Annotated in this window: 21 protein-coding genes and 2 tRNA genes; all 23 read left to right on the top strand. The window is 32.0% G+C overall.

Annotated elements, in window-relative coordinates; genetic code table 11:
- Nucleotides 1-2: 2 nt before the first annotated feature.
- A complete protein-coding gene (gene topA, locus DRZ96_RS09080) occupies nt 3-2,081 on the top strand; it encodes a type I DNA topoisomerase (RefSeq protein WP_112890403.1) in 2,079 nt (692 codons plus the stop codon).
- Entirely contained in the window at nt 2,074-3,519 is a 1,446-nt protein-coding gene (locus DRZ96_RS09075) for a GspE/PulE family protein (RefSeq protein WP_112890402.1), read from the top strand. The genes topA and DRZ96_RS09075 overlap by 8 nt, the downstream gene beginning before the upstream one ends.
- Complete coding sequence (locus DRZ96_RS09070) at nt 3,516-4,685, top strand: type II secretion system F family protein (RefSeq protein ID WP_112890401.1); 1,170 nt, start codon at nt 3,516-3,518, stop codon at nt 4,683-4,685. Before DRZ96_RS09075 ends, DRZ96_RS09070 begins: the two co-directional genes overlap by 4 nt.
- A 9-nt stretch (nt 4,686-4,694) precedes the next feature.
- Entirely contained in the window at nt 4,695-5,078 is a 384-nt protein-coding gene (locus tag DRZ96_RS09065) for a prepilin-type N-terminal cleavage/methylation domain-containing protein (protein ID WP_112890400.1), read from the top strand.
- A complete protein-coding gene (locus DRZ96_RS09060; protein WP_112890399.1) occupies nt 5,068-5,799 on the top strand; it encodes a prepilin peptidase in 732 nt (243 codons plus the stop codon). The genes DRZ96_RS09065 and DRZ96_RS09060 overlap by 11 nt, the downstream gene beginning before the upstream one ends.
- A 3-nt stretch (nt 5,800-5,802) precedes the next feature.
- The gene (locus DRZ96_RS09055; protein WP_112890398.1) at nt 5,803-7,092 is read left to right on the top strand and encodes a type IV pilus biogenesis protein PilM; all 1,290 of its coding nucleotides are present in this window, start codon (nt 5,803-5,805) and stop codon (nt 7,090-7,092) included.
- 27 nt (nt 7,093-7,119) lie between these two features.
- On the top strand, nt 7,120-8,103 hold the full coding sequence (locus DRZ96_RS09050; protein ID WP_112890397.1) for an AIR synthase family protein: 984 nt from the start codon (nt 7,120-7,122) through the stop codon (nt 8,101-8,103).
- 70 nt (nt 8,104-8,173) lie between these two features.
- The gene (locus DRZ96_RS09045; RefSeq protein WP_112890396.1) at nt 8,174-9,526 is read left to right on the top strand and encodes an N-acetylmuramoyl-L-alanine amidase; all 1,353 of its coding nucleotides are present in this window, start codon (nt 8,174-8,176) and stop codon (nt 9,524-9,526) included.
- A gap of 10 nt (nt 9,527-9,536) precedes the next feature.
- The gene (gene rph, locus DRZ96_RS09040; protein WP_112890395.1) at nt 9,537-10,253 is read left to right on the top strand and encodes a ribonuclease PH; all 717 of its coding nucleotides are present in this window, start codon (nt 9,537-9,539) and stop codon (nt 10,251-10,253) included.
- On the top strand, nt 10,250-10,834 hold the full coding sequence (gene rdgB / locus DRZ96_RS09035; protein ID WP_112890394.1) for an RdgB/HAM1 family non-canonical purine NTP pyrophosphatase: 585 nt from the start codon (nt 10,250-10,252) through the stop codon (nt 10,832-10,834). The genes rph and rdgB overlap by 4 nt, the downstream gene beginning before the upstream one ends.
- A 61-nt stretch (nt 10,835-10,895) precedes the next feature.
- A tRNA-His gene (locus tag DRZ96_RS09030) sits at nt 10,896-10,972 on the top strand.
- A 38-nt stretch (nt 10,973-11,010) separates the two neighbouring features.
- Nucleotides 11,011-11,097: transfer RNA gene (locus DRZ96_RS09025), tRNA-Leu, on the top strand.
- A 329-nt stretch (nt 11,098-11,426) separates the two neighbouring features.
- Nucleotides 11,427-11,822, top strand: coding sequence for a NusG domain II-containing protein (locus DRZ96_RS09020; protein ID WP_172605477.1), 396 nt, complete (start codon nt 11,427-11,429; stop codon nt 11,820-11,822).
- The gene (locus DRZ96_RS09015) at nt 11,819-12,319 is read left to right on the top strand and encodes a Gx transporter family protein (RefSeq protein ID WP_112890393.1); all 501 of its coding nucleotides are present in this window, start codon (nt 11,819-11,821) and stop codon (nt 12,317-12,319) included. Before DRZ96_RS09020 ends, DRZ96_RS09015 begins: the two co-directional genes overlap by 4 nt.
- Nucleotides 12,320-12,327: 8 nt before the next feature.
- Entirely contained in the window at nt 12,328-12,906 is a 579-nt protein-coding gene (locus DRZ96_RS09010) for a Maf family protein (protein ID WP_112890392.1), read from the top strand.
- Nucleotides 12,907-12,922: 16 nt separating this feature from the next.
- Entirely contained in the window at nt 12,923-13,642 is a 720-nt protein-coding gene (radC, locus tag DRZ96_RS09005; RefSeq protein WP_112890391.1) for a RadC family protein, read from the top strand.
- Nucleotides 13,643-13,650: 8 nt separating this feature from the next.
- The gene (locus DRZ96_RS09000; protein WP_112890390.1) at nt 13,651-14,199 is read left to right on the top strand and encodes an SGNH/GDSL hydrolase family protein; all 549 of its coding nucleotides are present in this window, start codon (nt 13,651-13,653) and stop codon (nt 14,197-14,199) included.
- Nucleotides 14,186-15,328, top strand: coding sequence for a hypothetical protein (locus DRZ96_RS08995; RefSeq protein WP_112890389.1), 1,143 nt, complete (start codon nt 14,186-14,188; stop codon nt 15,326-15,328). The genes DRZ96_RS09000 and DRZ96_RS08995 overlap by 14 nt, the downstream gene beginning before the upstream one ends.
- On the top strand, nt 15,297-15,737 hold the full coding sequence (locus DRZ96_RS08990; protein WP_112890388.1) for a prepilin-type N-terminal cleavage/methylation domain-containing protein: 441 nt from the start codon (nt 15,297-15,299) through the stop codon (nt 15,735-15,737). Before DRZ96_RS08995 ends, DRZ96_RS08990 begins: the two co-directional genes overlap by 32 nt.
- Complete coding sequence (locus DRZ96_RS08985) at nt 15,721-16,101, top strand: type II secretion system protein (RefSeq protein ID WP_236587193.1); 381 nt, start codon at nt 15,721-15,723, stop codon at nt 16,099-16,101. The genes DRZ96_RS08990 and DRZ96_RS08985 overlap by 17 nt, the downstream gene beginning before the upstream one ends.
- Nucleotides 16,046-16,552, top strand: a complete 507-nt coding sequence (locus DRZ96_RS08980) for a PilW family protein (RefSeq protein ID WP_236587192.1) — start codon at nt 16,046-16,048, stop codon at nt 16,550-16,552. The genes DRZ96_RS08985 and DRZ96_RS08980 overlap by 56 nt, the downstream gene beginning before the upstream one ends.
- Nucleotides 16,545-17,510, top strand: coding sequence for a hypothetical protein (locus DRZ96_RS08975; RefSeq protein ID WP_112890386.1), 966 nt, complete (start codon nt 16,545-16,547; stop codon nt 17,508-17,510). Before DRZ96_RS08980 ends, DRZ96_RS08975 begins: the two co-directional genes overlap by 8 nt.
- 14 nt (nt 17,511-17,524) lie before the next feature.
- Nucleotides 17,525-18,082 (top strand): elongation factor P, encoded by a 558-nt coding sequence (gene efp / locus DRZ96_RS08970; protein ID WP_070700128.1) that lies wholly within the window; start codon nt 17,525-17,527, stop codon nt 18,080-18,082.
- Nucleotides 18,083-18,089: the final 7 nt, after the last annotated feature.

The raw sequence follows: 18,089 nt of genomic DNA, 5'->3' as shown, positions 1-18,089 counted from the left end.
TTTTGGCAAAAAATCTCGTAATAGTCGAGTCACCTACTAAGGCAAAGACAATAAAAAAGATGCTTGGCAGAAATTACAATGTTATTGCATCTGTAGGACACGTTAGGGACCTACCCAAGTCCAAACTTGGTATAGATATAGAAAATGATTTTGAACCACAATACATGAATATATATGGTAAGGGTCCTTTAATTAAAGAAATTAAGTCTGAAGCAAAAAAAGCAGACAAGATATTCCTTGCAACCGACCCCGATAGAGAAGGAGAAGCCATATCTTGGCACCTTTCTTATATTTTAGGTATGGATGAAGATGATAAAAACAGGGTTACCTTCAATGAAATAACTAAGGACACAGTAAAAAGAGAAATTAAAAACCCAAGAACTATTGATATGAACCTTGTTGATGCTCAACAAGCAAGACGTGAACTTGATAGGCTTGCAGGTTATAAAATTTCTCCCTTATTATGGAAGAAAGTTAAGTCTGGCTTATCAGCAGGTCGTGTTCAATCAGCAGTCCTAAAATTAATTTGTGATAGGGAAGAGGAAATTGATAGCTTTATCCCCGAAGAGTACTGGACTATTGAAGCTGATTTAAGGGCAGGAAGAAGGAAACTTCTTGCTGATTATTATGGTGTAAAAGAAAATAATAAGGCTAAGAAAGTTGAACTTAAGACTGAAAAGGATGCTGACAAGGTAATAAATAATGTAGATAAGGACAAGTTTACTGTGGACTCTGTGAAGAAGGGAAAAAGAGCTAGAAAGTCTCCAAATCCTTTCACAACTTCTACAATGCAACAAGAAAGTTCTAGGAGAATTAATTTTTCCACAAAGAAAACCATGATGGTTGCCCAAAGTCTTTATGAGGGTGTTAAACTTCCAAAAGAAGGTTCAGTAGGTCTTATAACTTACATGAGAACAGACTCAGTGAGGATTTCCCAAGAGGCACAAAATGCATGCCTAAATTTTATAGAAAAGTCTTATGGTAAAAATTATCTAGGAAAAGCAAAGGCACCAGCAAAGAAAACTGAAAACATTCAAGATGCCCACGAATGTATTAGGCCAACTGATGTTACAAAAACACCTTACTCAATAAAAGATTCTCTCTCAAAGGATCAATTTAAATTGTATTCCTTAATTTGGAAGAGGTTTGTTGCATCACTTATGGCAAATGCAATTTTTAACACAATATCAGCAGATATAGTTTCTAATCTTGAATTATTTAGGGTAACTGGGTCTACTTTGGACTTTGACGGATTCTTAAGAGTTTACGATTATAGTCTTGAGAAAGCAAAGGAACTTCCGCCACTTGAAGAAGGACAAGTCCTAAAATTGAAAGATATTAAGAAGGAACAACACTTCACAAATCCACCTCCAAGATATAACGAAGCCTCACTCATTAAGGAGCTTGAAGCCTTGGGAGTTGGAAGACCTTCTACCTATGCGCCAACAATTTCTACTCTCCAAAGTAGGTATTATGTAGTCCTTGAAGAGAAGAAATTTGTCCCAACAGAGCTTGGTCAAACAGTAAATGAGATCTTAGTTGATAACTTTGACAACCTAGTTGACAAGAAGTTCACTGCCCAAATGGAGTTTGAACTTGATGAAATTGCTGAAGGTAAAAAACCTTGGAAGGAACTTGTTAGGTCCTTCTATGGTGATTTAAAAGAAGACCTCGATAAGGCTTATGAAAATATAGAAAAAGTAGAAATTGAAGATCCAGTAACTGATGAAATCTGTGACAAATGTGGCAGAAACATGGTTATAAAAATGGGTAGGTATGGAAAGTTCTTGGCATGTCCAGGCTTCCCAGAATGTAGGAACACAAAACCTCTTGTTGAAAAAATTGGAGTTAAGTGCCCAGACTGTGACGATGGAGAAATTGTAGTTAAGAGATCTAAAAAGGGAAGAATCTTCTACGGCTGTGACCAATATCCAAAATGTGAATTTGTGTCCTGGAACAAGCCAATTGATGAAAAATGTCCAAAGTGTGGAAGCATTTTGACAGAGATGAATTCAAGAAATAAAAAGACAATAAAATGTAGTAATTCTACTTGTGACTACAGGAGAGAGGAAAGTGAATAATTTTTCTTTTGATCTTAAAAATATTTTGACAGAAAATTACTGTCGAAAAAATTTTATAGCTCCACATAGAGAAGAAGGCGACCTAGTGGTCTTCTACTCTTTACATATTAATGATGAGATTTTAAAGTACAATCTCAGCGAAAAACTAGGAAGAGAAATTTCCTTTGAGGAAGCGAGTATAGAAAAAATAAATCTAATTTTAGATGAAATCTATAATAGTGATGGAAAAGATTATCTTTTAGAAGATATAAACAAGGAGTATGAGGACTTAATCGTCTTAGAAGATGAGGATAAGGAAGACTCACCAGCTGTTAGAGCCCTTGATTATATTCTTAGAGAAAGCATTGCTAAAAATGCTAGTGATATCCACATAGAACCAAGGCATGACAATATAGTTGTGAGAATCAGGATTGATGGAGCCCTAAATAAGTTAATAGACTTGCCTGAAAAGATTTATCCTCATTTAATAACCAGGATAAAGATTCTATCTCAACTTGATATTTCAGAAAAGAGACTTCCTCAAGATGGAAGATTTTCCTTTGACTTCAAGGGAGATAAGATCGACATAAGGGTTGCCACAACTCCAACTGGTAGCGGCGAAAAAATTGTCTTGAGGATTTTGGACATTCAAAGAATTTCTTATACACCTGAAGGAATTGGACTTGTCGGAGAAAATTATGACAAGGTAATGAAATTAATTTCTCAACCATCAGGCTTGATTCTAATTTGTGGACCAACATCTTCCGGTAAGACTTCATCCCTATACACTCTTCTAAGAAAAATTCAAGATGATGACATAAACATCATGACTATTGAAGACCCAATTGAGTATAAAATTGACGGTATAAATCAAATTGAAGTAAATCCCAACACAGGTCTAAGCTTTGAAAAAGGTCTCAAGGCAATTTTGAGGATGGACCCAGATAAGATTATGATTGGCGAAATAAGAAATGAAGATACAGCTCACATAGCAATTTCATCTTCAATCACCGGTCACTTAGTCCTATCTACTCTTCACACAGAATCATCCCCTGCTTCAATAGGAAGACTTATTGATATGGGAATAGAGCCCTACCTAATTTCTGCAGGCCTTATTGGGGTAATCTCCCAAAGATTAATAAGAAGACTTTGTCCACATTGTAAAGAAAAGATTAAAAATACAAACCCACTTATAAAGAATGAATTTATCTATAGGGCAAGGGGTTGTCATAAGTGCAACCAAGGTTACTCTGGCAGGATGGCTGTCTTTGAAATAATGATTGTTGATTCTGAAATTAGAGAGATGATTAGCAGGAGAGAATCTGTTAAAAATATAAAAAATCTCGCCATAGAAAAGGGAATGAAGACCCTATCAAGTGAAATTCTAAACTTAATAGCAGGTGGAGAGACAACTTTTGATGAGTATTATAGAAACATACATACTGTTGGTGAATTATGATTTACAAGTACAAGGCCTTTAGGGGCAGGGAAAAGGTTAAGGGAAATATTAAGGCTGACAACTTAAAGAAAGCTAAGGAGAAATTAAAAAGAGAGGGACTTAGGCCCATAAAGATAGAAGAAAATATTGAGTCTTCAAATTCTTTTGACTTCAAGAAAAAATTTAAGAATGAGGATCTCTATATTTTATTTAGACAACTTTCTCTTTTTATAAATTCTGGAATAAATATAGAAAGTGCCTTTGAAATATTATCCACACAGTTTGTAAAGGACAAGGGAAAGATTTTAAGTAATATAAGGGATAGTTTAAGATCTGGGAGCTCTTTATCAGATGCCATGAATTTGACGGGAGCCTTCCCGAGTCTTGTAATAAACATGGTTTATGTTGGAGAAAATACTTCAAGTCTTGGAAAAATTTTTAATAAACTTTCTGATTACTACATAAAAAAGAGAAAGACTCGTTCAAAAATTATTGAAGCCATGGCCTATCCTATAATTCTTTTAGTGACTTCAATCTTTATAATTAATTTTTTGATTATAAATGTAATTCCAAGTTTTGCGGAGATTTTTTCTGACAACAATAACTTGCTTCCATTACCAACGAGGATTTTATTAGGATTTTCAAATTTTATTTATAAGAATTATTTATTTATAATTTTAGGAATATTAATTGTGGTATCGATTGCATTAATTTATCATAAAAAACATCCCAAGACTTTTCATTCTTTCTTATTGAAATCCTCTTACTATAAGATGACAAAGTCCATGAACCTATCCTTTAACATGGATCTCTTACTTGGGTCAGGTTTAACAGTAGATAGGAGTCTTGAAATAATTTCTAAGATGGAAAAAAATTTAAGCTTAAAAGAAAAGTATCAAGAGATTTTAGCAAGGTTAAAGTCAGGAGATCATCTATATAAAAGTTTTCAAGAAGCTGGAGTTTTTTCAAATATTTTGCTATCAATGATTAGGGTTGGAGAAGAGTCTTCAAGCTTAAGAGAAGTTTTTTCTATAATGTCTTCATATTATGACGAAGAATTAAATTCCAGAAACCAAAAATTCCTTGGTCTAATGGGACCAATTTTAATAATTATAATGGCATTGATAATTGGATTTATAGTGCTGTCAATTGCACTACCAATTTTTGATATGGTAAATCAATTTTAGGAGGGACATATGAAAAACAAAAAAAGAAACAAGGGATTTACTTTAATTGAGTTGGTAATTGTAATAGCAATTATTGCAATTTTAATTTCCATTGCAGCTATGAGATATAGCTCAACTAACTTGGCAGCAGAAGCGGCAGCTCACAATGCCAATGTCAAGGTCTTAAAAAGTGCAGGCATTTTATATTTCATTGACAATCCCGATAAAAAAGGTGAAATTAATGCAGAAGATTTAAAGCCCTATATTGAAGGAGGAAAGATTCCAAAACCCGCAAAGCATCTTGATGGAGCAAAAGATTTTAAAATCACATCAACAGCTGATGGAGATGTGACAGTAGAGCCAGGTCCAATAAAAGTTCAAGACAAGAAGCTCGTCAAAGATAATGAAAGTTAACTTATATTTTATTTTTATATCTTTATTAGTATTTTTATTTGGCGGTTCCCTTGGATCCTTTTACAAAGTTTTTGTTGAGAGAAGGGAGAGGGGAGAAGACTTTATATTCTCAAGAAGTCATTGTGATTCTTGCAAGAAGACTTTAAGTTTTTATGAAATGATTCCAGTTTTTTCTTATATATTTTTAAGAGGGAAATGCTCTTATTGTGGAGAAAAAATTGAAAGAGAAAACTTTTATCTTGAAGTCTTAACTTCTCTTTTGGCTCTTTTAGTTTTTATGAGATATAAAATTTCTCTTGAGACCCTGATAGTTATTTTTATTTTAATAATTGCATTTTTTATTGGAATCATTGACTATAAGACAGGTTATATTTATAACCTTGACCTCTTAATATTATTGTTTTTTGTCCTTATTTATAAGGTTTTTATTATTGGAGGGCTTATAAATTCTCTAAAATATTCTCTTGGAATGGGTCTTATATTTTTTCTAATATATTTTGTTACAAAGATGATGGGTCTAGGAGATGTTTATTATTCTCTTATAATGGGGCTCTTGGCGAATAATTTATATGAGGCCTTTGTCCTATTTAAGGACTCCTTTATAAGTGCAGGACTTATATCTTTAATATTAATTTTACTTAAGAAGAAAACTTTCAAGGATTCCATTGCTTTTGGACCCTTTATGACTGTGGCTATAATTATTTTCTTAATTTGTAGGTGAAATATGTTTGACAGAAGTATAAAAATTAAGCTTAATGACGGTTTTATAAATATTTTTGACAAGACAAAAAGTGAAGAAGAGAAAAATTCTGTTCCCATGCCTTATAGGATATATAAGGATGGGAATATTTTAGATTACCACCATTTTTTCTATAAGATGGGAAAGATTTTTAAGAAACTTGATTTAAAGAAGAGGGATAAAGCCTATGTAATATTTGATTCAAGTGAATTTATTCATATTAATTACAAGATTCCAGAAATTGATGAGTCTGAAATTAGAGGATTTTTAAATCTTGAATTGGAAGATTATGGAGATTTTAATCTTGATGATTACAAAATTTTTTATAAGAAAAAATCTCTTGGAGATAACCTAGAACTTTCTATTGATCTAGTTCCCAAAGACATGATTTTAAAAATTGAAGAAATCTTAGATAAATTAGAAGTTAAAAATTATGAGATACTTCCAGAGAGTCAAACTTTCTCAAAGGATGGTAAGTTTCTAGAAGTCCAAGCTACTTACATAAAATTGATTTCTATTGAGGATGATCTAGTAAAATCCTATGAGAAAATTTACGACGAGAACATTGAAAAAATAATTGAAGACAATGGACTAGAAGAGAAAAATGCCTCAAACATAATTAATCTTAGGTACGATATAGAGGAACAAAAAGTTGAAGAAGACTTCTTGTTTAAATATAAGAATTATTTTATCAGACACATTAATAAAATAGAAAAATTTGCAAGTGGAGATAAAATTTATCTTTTTGGAAAAATTGCAGACTCAGAAACTATTAAGGATCTTCTAAAGTCCTATAGCAATTTAGAATATGAGTATCTTGGGAAAAATTTAGAACTTAATATTTTAAAGACTAAAGAAAAAGAGAAGAATAAAACAAAAAAAGATAAAAATTATATTAATTACATTTTGCCCCTTGCTATATTAATTTTAATAATTTCAAATCTTTTTTATTACAAGAAGCTAAAAAATGAAAATGAAATCATAAGTGAAAAAATAAAAACTCAAGAAGCAACCGAGGGCGAGGACATAGATTTATCATCTGATAGGTTTCAAGAAAAGAATAAAAAGTTTATAGAAAAAGTTTCTGAAATACAAAAACTTGAAGATGAAAATTTGGTCATAACATCCTACAATTTTGACAAGGGAAGGATAGTAGTGAGAGGCCTAGTAAAAGATGAAGATTATTTTAATAAGACTTTTAAAGATATAGATATTGTGAGCAAAAATTTTTACAAGGAAAATGGATTTAACAAATTTGAAATGCAAATCAAATAAGTGTAAAATTTTTGTGAGGTGTAAAGGATGAAAATTGGAAAATTAAAAACAGACTTGTTGGAAAAATATATTTTTGATAAGCTTGTTTCAAATAGAAAAGAAGTGATAATGGGTGGAGGAACTGGTCTTGACAATGCAGTAATGGATTTTGGAGGAGACCTAATAGTAGCCTCAACTGATCCCATAACAGGTGCTTCAAAAAACCTAGGATCACTTGCCATAAATATTTCTGTAAATGATGTGAGTTGCCAATGTGCAGACCCAGTGGGAGTTTTAATGACACTTTTGATTCCGCCATCTGCCGACCTAGACGACTTAAAGGAAATTGTAAATGATGCAACAAGAACTGCAGAAGAACTAAATGTTGATATAGTTGGTGGACACACTGAGGTAACTGATGCCGTAAATAAAATTGTAATTTCAACTACAGTCCTAGGCAGAGTCAATAAAGATAGAAGACCAGACATAAAAAGTGTAAAGCCAGGAGACGTACTTGTGGTTTCTAAATATCTTGGCATAGAAGGCACAAGTATAATTGCCCATGAAAAAGACCAGGTAAAAGAAATTTTAAACGAAGAAGAATATGAATTTGCAAAATCACTTTCCAAGGAAATTTCTGTTTTAAAGGAATCTAAAATTGCAGGTAAATACTATGTAAAACACATGCACGACATCACTGAAGGTGGACTTTTTGGTGCAGTGTGGGAGACTTCTAGAGCTTTAGGTCACGGTATAAGAATTTATAATGACTTAATCCCTCTTTTAGATGTAACTAGGAAAATCTCCGACTTTTATGATATAAATCCCATGAAGTTAATATCAAGTGGGTCCATGTTAATGGTATTTGATAAAGAAAGCTTTGATGACTTTAAAAGAGAAGCAGAAGCTAAAGGAATTAAAGTTACAAAAATTGGAGAAATAAATGGAGAAAATGAAGCTGTAGTAAAGTATGAGGACAAAGAAATAATATTAAAAGATCCTGATCCTGATGAGCTTTATAAAGTGGTCTAAAATTATTACAATTTGGTTACATTGTTGACAATAATTACAAAAGTCTATAAACTTTATCTAGGTGAATTAAATGAAAAAAATTATTAAAATTTCAATATTGTGCTTGGCATTACTTATTACACCAGTATTTGCCAACAACTTATTTAAAGTAAGCATAGGCAGGACACAATTTCAGGTTAAGAAAGCTGGAGTTCTAGTAAATAATAGGACATTAAAGACAGAATTCTCCCCCTACATAAAGCAGGGCAGGACTTTTGTGCCGATCCGTGAAATCACAGAAAATCTCGGAGCAGATGTCAAGTGGAACAACAGGGATAAGTCAATTAAGATTAGTCTTAATGGAGATGTTATTGACATGAAAATAAATAGTCCTAATGTAAGAGTTAATGGTAAAAAAATAAGCCTTGACAATGCTCAAGCACCACAACTTGCTCTTTATTCAAGCCCAAGAAAAGAAACCAAGACAATGGTGCCTTTGAGATTTATTTCTGAAACTTTTGGTTATGATGTTGATTGGAATAACGATAAAGTTAGGGCAGAGATAAGCACAAATAAGACTAAGTCTATTGTTGAAGATGACAAGAAAGAAAATTCTAATAAGAATACTAAGAATAATAAGTCTAAGAATAAGAATACGAAAAAAGTTGCATCTAAGACTAAGAATTCTAATTCAAAATCCATATTCGATAGCAATTATTTTGAGTCAAATGTGGAAAAGAGAGAAACTAACAAGATTACAAAAGAAATTAAGGGTGGCAACAAGGACAAGATTTTTGACCAAGCTGAACTTGATAAATCAGATGAAAAGAAAAAGAGGGTAATTAAAGATAAGATAGAAGTTAATGGCAAATTAAAAATTGTAATTGACCCTGGTCACGGTGGAAAAGACTCAGGAGCAGTTGCTCTTGATGGAGAAACCTATGAAAAAACTGTAAATCTATTAGTTGCTGAGAGATTAATGGATAAACTATCTGCCAATAGTGAAATAAGCCCAACAATAACAAGAACAAGAGACGAATACATTAAGCTTCTAGATAGGGCAGGTGTTTCTAACGATGGAGACGCTCACTTATTTTTATCAATCCACTTTAACAGTGCTGATAATTCTAGTGCCAAGGGGATAGAAGTTCTTTACGCATCAGAAAAGAACGTAAGAATTAAAGATACAGTTCAAAAAGATTTCGCATCCTGCTTACAAAAAGCTCTTATAAAAGAAACAGGAGCAGTTGATCGTGGAATTAAAAATAGGCCAGCTATAATTGTTTTAAATAAGACAAAAAATGTTGCTGCCTTAGCAGAACTTGGATTTTTATCCAATGAAGATGATTTAGAAAATATTAAAGACCCTGACTACATTGATAAATTAGCACAAGGACTCTATAATGGTATAGAAGAATATATGAACACATTTGTAGAAAAATAGAAGGGGAATTATGAGAGAAGATAGACAGAACGATGAAGCAAGACCTATAAGGATCACTCCTAATTACTTAGACCATCCCGATGGATCAGTTTTAATAGAATGTGGCAAGACAAGAGTTATTTGTAGTGCCATGATCGAAAACAAGGTTCCAGGATTTTTAAGAGGAAAAAATAAGGGCTGGCTATCAAGTGAATATTCAATGTTACCTGGATCAACCCCTACTAGAAAAGTTAGGGACATTTCCAAGGGGAAACTTGATGGAAGAAGCAGCGAAATTTCAAGATTAATTGGAAGATCCTTAAGGACTTGTATAGATTTAGATAAAATTGGAGAAAGAACTATTTGGATAGACTGCGATGTTATATCTGCCGATGGAGGAACTAGAACAGCAGCAATAACAGGTTCTTACATTGCACTTAAACTTGCAGTTAAAAAAGCCTTAGAGAATAAGAGGTTTGAAGAAGATCCAATCATCTCAAAAGTTGCAGCTATTAGTGTAGGAAAAGTTAATGGGACAAGCCTAGTTGATTTAGACTTCAAAGAAGATTCCAATGCAGATGTAGACCTAAATATTGTAATGAATGACGACTTTCAACTTGTAGAAATTCAAGGAACTGGAGAAAAAGACACATTTTCCATTGAAGAGTTAAATGAATTTTTACAAGGAGCTAAGAGAGGAATTGGAGAAATCTTCCGATATTTTGAAATTTTGGAGCAAAGTCTATGAATAAAATAGTTTTATCAACAGATAATAAAAATAAATTAAGAGAAATAAAAGAAATTTTAGCTGACTTAGATATTGAAATCTTTGGGAAGTCTGATATAGATGGACTTGATTTTGAAGTAGTAGAAGATGGAGAAACACTTTATGACAATGCTTTGAAAAAAGCAAGTGCCATGGCAGAAAGAATTGACCTCGCAGTCCTGGCTGATGACACAGGACTTTTTGTAAATGCACTTGATGGTGAGCCAGGAGTTCACTCTGCAAGGTATGCATCAGAGCATGATGATAAGAAAAACAGAGAAAAACTTTTAACAAACTTAAAGAACAAAGAAGACAGGTCAGCCTATTTCAAAACTCAAATAATCTTAATCGATTCAAAGAAGAATATAATTCCAATAGAAGGGGTTTGTGAGGGAAAAATTTCAGAAGTTGAAAGAGGAGACAATGGTTTTGGCTATGATAGTATCTTCATACCAGATGGATTTGACAAAACTTTTGCAGAAATGTCTCACGAAGAAAAAAATGAAATTTCTCACAGAGCAAGAGCCTTGAAGAATTTAAGAGAAAAATTAGAAAACTTATAATTATTGTAAATCTTTATTGACAATACATTTTTAATTTGTTATTATATATTTATTGTTCGTGGTGGGTATGGCCTAGCTGGTTAAGGCGTCAGATTGTGGTCCTGAAGATCGTGGGTTCGATTCCCACTATCCACCCCACAATATTTAGAAGTGCCTGGCACTTCTTTTTTTATTTTGCTAGAGTGGCGGAATTGGCAGACGCACCAGACTCAAAATCTGGCGGTCGAAAGATCGTATGGGTTCAAGTCCCATCTTTAGCACCATTTTCTATTATCGTGTATTATCGTTAATTGCCGTTTATTTGTATTTCATGCGGTTAATGATGATACACGATTTTTTTATTGCCCTGTAATATTGTTTTTTTGCCGTCTATTTATGCCAAAATCCACACCAAATGTCCACTTTTTTTTATAAGAGATCATTCATATTTAATTATTAATCATTTAAAATCAATTTTTCCATTCGAAAAAAATTAAAAATTTTCACACCGACTTTAAACTATTTTTTACTAAAAATTATAATTAGTTAAATATAAAAATTAAAATTTTATTTATTAAGTCATTAGTAAATAAAAGTATGCTATAATAAATTCATGAATAAGATAAAAAAAGCTGATGTTTTAGTTATTTTTTTAATAATTATTTCGTCTTTTCTTATTTATTTTTTCACCAACAAGTTACCGAAAGAAGATGAAATATCTTCTAAAAAACTTGTTATAACTGTTGACGGAAAAATTTATAAGGAAGTTGAATTAAATGAAGATACGAATTTAGATCTTGATATAGATACTAAGTACGGCAAGAACGAAGTTCATATAAATAATGGAGAAGTTCATATGCATGAATCTGATTGCAAGGATAAGATTTGCATGAAGATGGGAAAAATTAGTCTAACAGGTGATTCTATTATTTGTCTACCTAATAGACTTATGCTTAAGATTGTTGAAGACAAGCCTAGCGACGAGAGTTTGGATATGATAATAAAATGAGAAATAATAAAAAGTTAATTTACCTATCCCTCTTAAGTGCTCTTGGTATTGTGCTTGGTCTCTTTGAGTCCATGATTCCGCTACCTGTAGCTATTCCAGGAGCAAGACTTGGATTATCCAATATTGTTGTCCTAGTAACTATAGTTGCAATTGGCTACAAGGAGGGTTTTTTTGTAGCTATTTTTAAAACTATATTATTGGGACTTGTGACTGGAGCAATTTCAAGTTTATTTTTCTCCATGGGTGGGGCTATATTGAGTTCTCTTTCTATGATTTTAGCCCACAAATTCTTGAGAAAATATTTATCACTTATTGGTATAAGTGAAATTGGTTCTTTTTTTCACAATTTAGGTCAGGTTCTTGTGGCTTCATTTATAATGAGGACCACAGCAATCTTAGCCTATCTTCCAATTTTGGTTATTCTTGGTATTTTCACAGGTTTTTTTGTTGGACTTACTTCAATCTATATAGTTGACAACACAAACATTTCTAAGTAGAGGTATATATGGAAAAAATTATTTTAGCGTCAAATTCTCCAAGAAGAAGAGAAATTTTGGGAGAATTTATAGATTTTGAAATTATAACAAGAGAAATAAATGAAATTAAGGACGATACTTTTTCTCCCTGGGCAACTGTTATGGGCCTTGCTTTTGGAAAAGGTATAGAAGTTGCCAAGGAAAATGAAAACTCTATTGTTTTATCTGCTGATACCCTAGTGGAACTTGATGGAAAACTAATGGGCAAACCTAAGAACAGGGATGAGGCGAGAGAAATGATTAAGTCTTTAAGTGGTAAGGTCCACAATGTTTATACGGCTTATGCTATTTTTAAATTGTCTCAAGGCATAAAGTATGTGGACTATGAAAAATCTTCTGTAAAATTTTATGACTTAAGCCATGAAGAAGTTGAAAATTATTTGGATACATTAGAATATGAAGACAAGGCTGGTGCCTACGGTATACAAGACAAGGGAGCCTTACTTGTTGAAGAAATCAGGGGTGACTTTTTTAATATTGTTGGTCTTCCAATTGGAAAAATAAATAGAGACCTAACTAGGTTATTTGATTTTAATTTATGGCAATAAGTGATTGGTGGTTTAGATGAAAGAGAGAGATTTTGAAAAATACACTATAAAGGAAATGCCAGAGGACGAAAGGCCTCAAGAGAAACTAATTAAGTTTGGTCCAGATTATCTATCTAATGCTGAACTCCTAGCCCTAATTATTAGGACGGGAAATAGGAAGGGAGATTCAGCCATTGATACTGCTACTAAGGTTTTGAGGTCCCTTAGGACAGCTAATGATTCTAATGGACTAAACTCCTTAAAGAATGCAAACCTTTCTAATCTTATGGAGGTTGATGGAATAGGAGAGGCCAAGGCTGCTATGATCTTGGCGGCAGTCCAACTGGGCATAAGACTTGCTGTTTCAAGTAATGGAACAAAGATAAGAGTTACTTCGCCATCTATAGCTGCTAATTATGTGTTGAGCGAGATGAGTGTATTGGAGCAAGAACACTTTAGGATTATGACTCTTAATACAAAGAAGGAAATAAACTTTATCAGGGAAATTTCTAAGGGAACTATTAATATGACTATAGTCCATGCAAGGGAAGTTTTCAGGGCCGCTATATCTGACAATGCTCACAGCATAATTCTATTACATAATCACCCAACTGGTGACCCCAGCCCATCAAAGGAAGATATAGGGCTCACAAAAAATTTAATTGAGGCTTCTAAGATTATTGGTATAGACATCTTGGATCATATAATTATTGGAGACAACAGATACTTTAGTTTTCTTGAAGAAGGACTTTTATAGGAGGGCTTATGAAATTCTGTGCCTTAGGTGATTCGATTTTTGAGGGATTTTTAGTAGGAGGAAAATCCTTAGTTTATTACTTATCGGGAAAAGGTTATGATATTGATAACTATGGGGTTAATGGTCTAACTAGTGACGAACTACTTTTGACACTAGATAACTTAATTGCCTATGATGTGAATTTAGTTTGTATTGGTTTAAATGATTTTTATAATGGGAAGTCTCTTGATCATGTCTTAGATAATATTTTTAAAATTGTAGATAAGTTAAAAATAAATAAGGGAAAAATTTTCATAATTACACCTTATCCAACGTCTTTTTTAAATCTTGACGAAGCCTATAAAAGTTTTATAAATTTTACTTCTGTAAATAAAAAAATAGAAGATTTTGATAGGATCTTAAAGGAAAGAGAAGGAGACTATAGGGTCGTATCCTTCTACGATTATGCTAAAGAAAACTATATAGAAGAAGACCTTATCGATGGAATTCATCCTAACACAAGGCTTCACAAGGACTTAGCAGCTTATCTTGAGGAAAAATTAAATGGATATTTATGATATTTTTTGCAAAAAAATTGGATATCGAAAACTTTCAAAGAGAGAAAAAATCCTATCCAGCCTTTTGATTTTACTTTTAATTGAATTTTTATTTTATAATTTTCTATTAAAGAATGAAGTCCAAAGCACATCTGAAGCAAGTCTTAAGGATAATATGCCTGTAATCGAAGAAGAATTTACATATAAGGGATTCCGTGACTTCTCACAAGATAAATTAGAAAAAATTGCCAAGGAAAGCAATATAAGTAAAGATAATTTTTCTAAAGAATCTCAAAGTGATATTGAAAGTTTAATTATTAAGGGGAGCGTAAACTCTAATAACTTAAATAAAATTGAGAACCTTATTAATTACTATGGATACTCTAGTATTGACTTGACTAGAAGTGATGAAGGAAACTTCAATTACAGGCTTAAAGCAGAGAAACCTTCAAAGGCAATTTATTATAGCGATTTAAAGAAGGCTTACTTTGGAGAAAATAAACAAATTGAAGAGAAGAAATCAGAAGATAAAGAAAAACAAGATGTAACTAAAGAAAAAAACTCTGAAAAAATTACTAATACCAAGAAAAATATTCAATTAAAGAATAAAAAGCAAAGTAATATTAAGAATATAGCTAAGAATCAAAAGCAAATCAAGGGTCATGAAGAGACAATAAAAAATTTAGATAAGAATAGTATTTCAGCTAAGCCCTTAAATTTAAGCGATTCAATTAAAAGTGAAAGTATATTTGAACAAGATAAAACTAAATCTAATGAAGAGGGTTTAAAGTTTATTGAAAGCGATAATATAAAATTAGATTATTATCCAGAAGATGGAATCACATCTGTCTTTGCAAGTAAAAAGGATTTAAATGACAAAGTGAAACTTGGAGTGGACAGGCACTGCAATGGTCTTTCTTTTTCTATATATCTTCCAAAAAAATCTTTTAGAGAAATGGGAACTATAAATATTGCTGGAGAAAACTTGCCTTTTAGTGGAGAAATTCTTGAGAATCAGTGGACTAGAATAAACTTAGCCCAAGACGATATAAGCTATATTTACTTTATAGCAGAAGAGGATGAAGATTTACTTTTATTTTTAAAAGAAGTTGATTACTATGAAGAAGAACAAAGCCTTTACCCTAATTGAGTTAGTGATTAGCATAGGCATAATTTTAGTTTTACTTAGCATTGGAGGACTTAATTTTAAAATAAGGGACAGGGTTCAGGCTAGAGAACAAGTAAAAGAACTAGCACTTGATTTAAAATTTTTAAAAAATTATTCTCAAATAAATAATTTGAGGACTTCAATGACTTTAAATGACCAAGGTTACTCAATAAAATTTGGTAAAAAGTCAAAAGAAGTTAAATTTAATTCTCTTCTTAAATTAGAGTCCACAAACCTCAGCGAAATTACTTTTTCAAAAAAGGGTAAGCCCTCTTATGTAAATGAAAAATCATCAGCTGGAACAATGATTTTTTCCATTGGAGATAAGAAATATAAGATTACAATACAGCCAGTGACAGGTAAGGTGAATTTTATTGATTATAAAGAATAAGCACAAGGGCAACTTAATGCTTGAAGTTTTATTTTCTATTGTTCTCTTGGCACTAATAGCGTCAACAATTCTTCCTAATGTAATAAGTCTTTTAAAGAATCAGACTTATATCGGCGAGAGGGAAGAACTTATAAGCCTCATGTCATCTAGAATGGAAGAAGTAATTGGTAGCTCCTACAATAATGAAGACTTAGATTTACACTTTGATGATGCCGATGGTTTTAATGATAAATTTAAGATTGAAGTTGAGAAGGAGTCAGAAGATAAGTTAGACCATATAATTTTAAGGGGAAAGAGACGAGGTTCTGATGAAGAGATTAAGATGGAGGTATACCTCAAAAAGGGAGGCCTATTCACTGATTGAACTTGTTATGTCCATGGCCATGCTCTTAATAATTGGGATGGTAATAACATCAATCTTGGGAGTGTCTCAGAAGGCCCTGACAAAAACCTATGAAAATGAAAATATTTCATCTGACTTGTCCTACGCCTTGGGTTACATAAAAGATGAGATCACTTCAAGTGATTACTATACAGTTGTTGATGGAAAAATTTATTTTATCCAGCCAGTTGAAAATAAATTTAATTATGTTTTCTTTGGACTAAAGAACAATAAAGTTTACAGGTATTCTCTTCTGAGGGACAGGTTAGGCAAAACGGAAAAGATTGAGTCCGACGGAGTCAATGCACTAGCAGATAACATTTCTTCATTTTCTATTGATGATGAAGGAGATTGTTTTTCTATAAAAATTGGATATAAGGATAAAGAAGAAATTATAAGAAAGATTGCAAAGAGGTCAAGACTTTATGAGTAAAAGAGAAAAGGGATATATTTATATTTTTACAATTTTACTCATTAGCCTCCTTGCAATCTTTTTTTATTTTATTTACTCCTACATGTCTGGTTCTACTTACATAAGTAAAAATAGACTGGAGTCTCTTCAAGCAAACTATGCTTTAGAGTCAACACTTAATATAAAAATCTCACAAGATGACTTTCAAAAAGACCTAGAAGATTTTATTTTTAAAGATTCCTCTAATAAGTTAAAGATAAAAAAACTTCCAGAAGATACTGAACTCTTAAGTCTTAATTTTAAGAAAGAAGATTATGAAGATGAAAAAAATAAGGATATAGACTTAATTAGCCTCAAGAGTCAAATCAAATATAAGGATACTCTTGTGGACGGGAGGATTCGAGGTCACTACATAAATAAAATTTATAAGGAAGAAGATGGAATTCTAAATTCATCTAAAGTAAATGGAGAAGCTTTAAATAATTTAAGAGAAAAATTTGCATGCGATGATTGGACAGATAAAAATAATAAAAAAATATATCTTGACGGCGATTTTATTTATGATTATCAGGGTGGGAAATATATTATTTTCGAAGAGATAGAATTGTACGATGAAGAAAGTGATTCTTACATCAAAAAATTAAATCCACTTTATGATGTATCAAAAAAAGATATAATTATTCAAAAGTCAGGAACTTTAAAATTTTTATCATCTACTAGGGGTCAAATTTTCATAATAAATGATAAAGTTGTGTTTAATGATAATACATTATCTGGTATAATTATACTAAAGGAAAATGCACAAATTGCTAATACTTGCACTTTAAATGGATATTTAATAGACCTATATGATAGAAACTCAGGTATAGGAGTTAAATATTCTTCACGAGTCTTCAGTTTATATGGTTATTTGTTGCCTGAATACATAAAATTTCAGCCAATTTCACTTAACTACTACGACATAGAAGATAATACTTAAATATGGAGGATAATATGATCAACGCAGGAGAATTAAGAAAAGGACTTACATTTGAATGGGATGGAGATGTTTGGGAAGTTATTGATTTCCAACACGTTAAACCAGGAAAGGGAGCTGCCTTTGTAAGAAGTAAAATTAAATCAGTACTAACTGGTGGAATTAGAGACACTACTTTTAACCCATCTGAAAAATTTGAAAGAGTTGTTATTGAAAACAAAGAAATGCAATACCTATATTCTGACGGTGAACTTTACTACTTCATGGATCAAGAATCCTACGAACAAATCCCACTAGAAAAAGACATGGTGGAAGATGCTCTTAACTTTATTAAGGAAAATGACATGGCTACTATTAACTTCTACAAGGGAAAGGCATTTAGGGTAACTCCTCCTAACTTTGTTGAATTAGAAGTTACTCAAACAGAACCAGGCGTGAAGGGAGATACATCAAGTGGTGGATCTAAACCAGCTACAGTAGAAACAGGCTTTACTCTCAACGTGCCACTATTTATCAATACAGGCGATATGATAAGAATTGACACTAGAGATGGCGAATATATGTCTAGAGTTTAATTTGGAG

Origin of the sequence: Peptoniphilus harei (assembly GCF_900454685.1) — a bacterium.
GTDB classification, from domain to species: domain Bacteria; phylum Bacillota; class Clostridia; order Tissierellales; family Peptoniphilaceae; genus Peptoniphilus_A; species Peptoniphilus_A harei.
The sequence above is the reverse complement of the archived record's forward strand: the minus strand, read 5'-3'. Positions and strand labels throughout refer to the sequence as shown.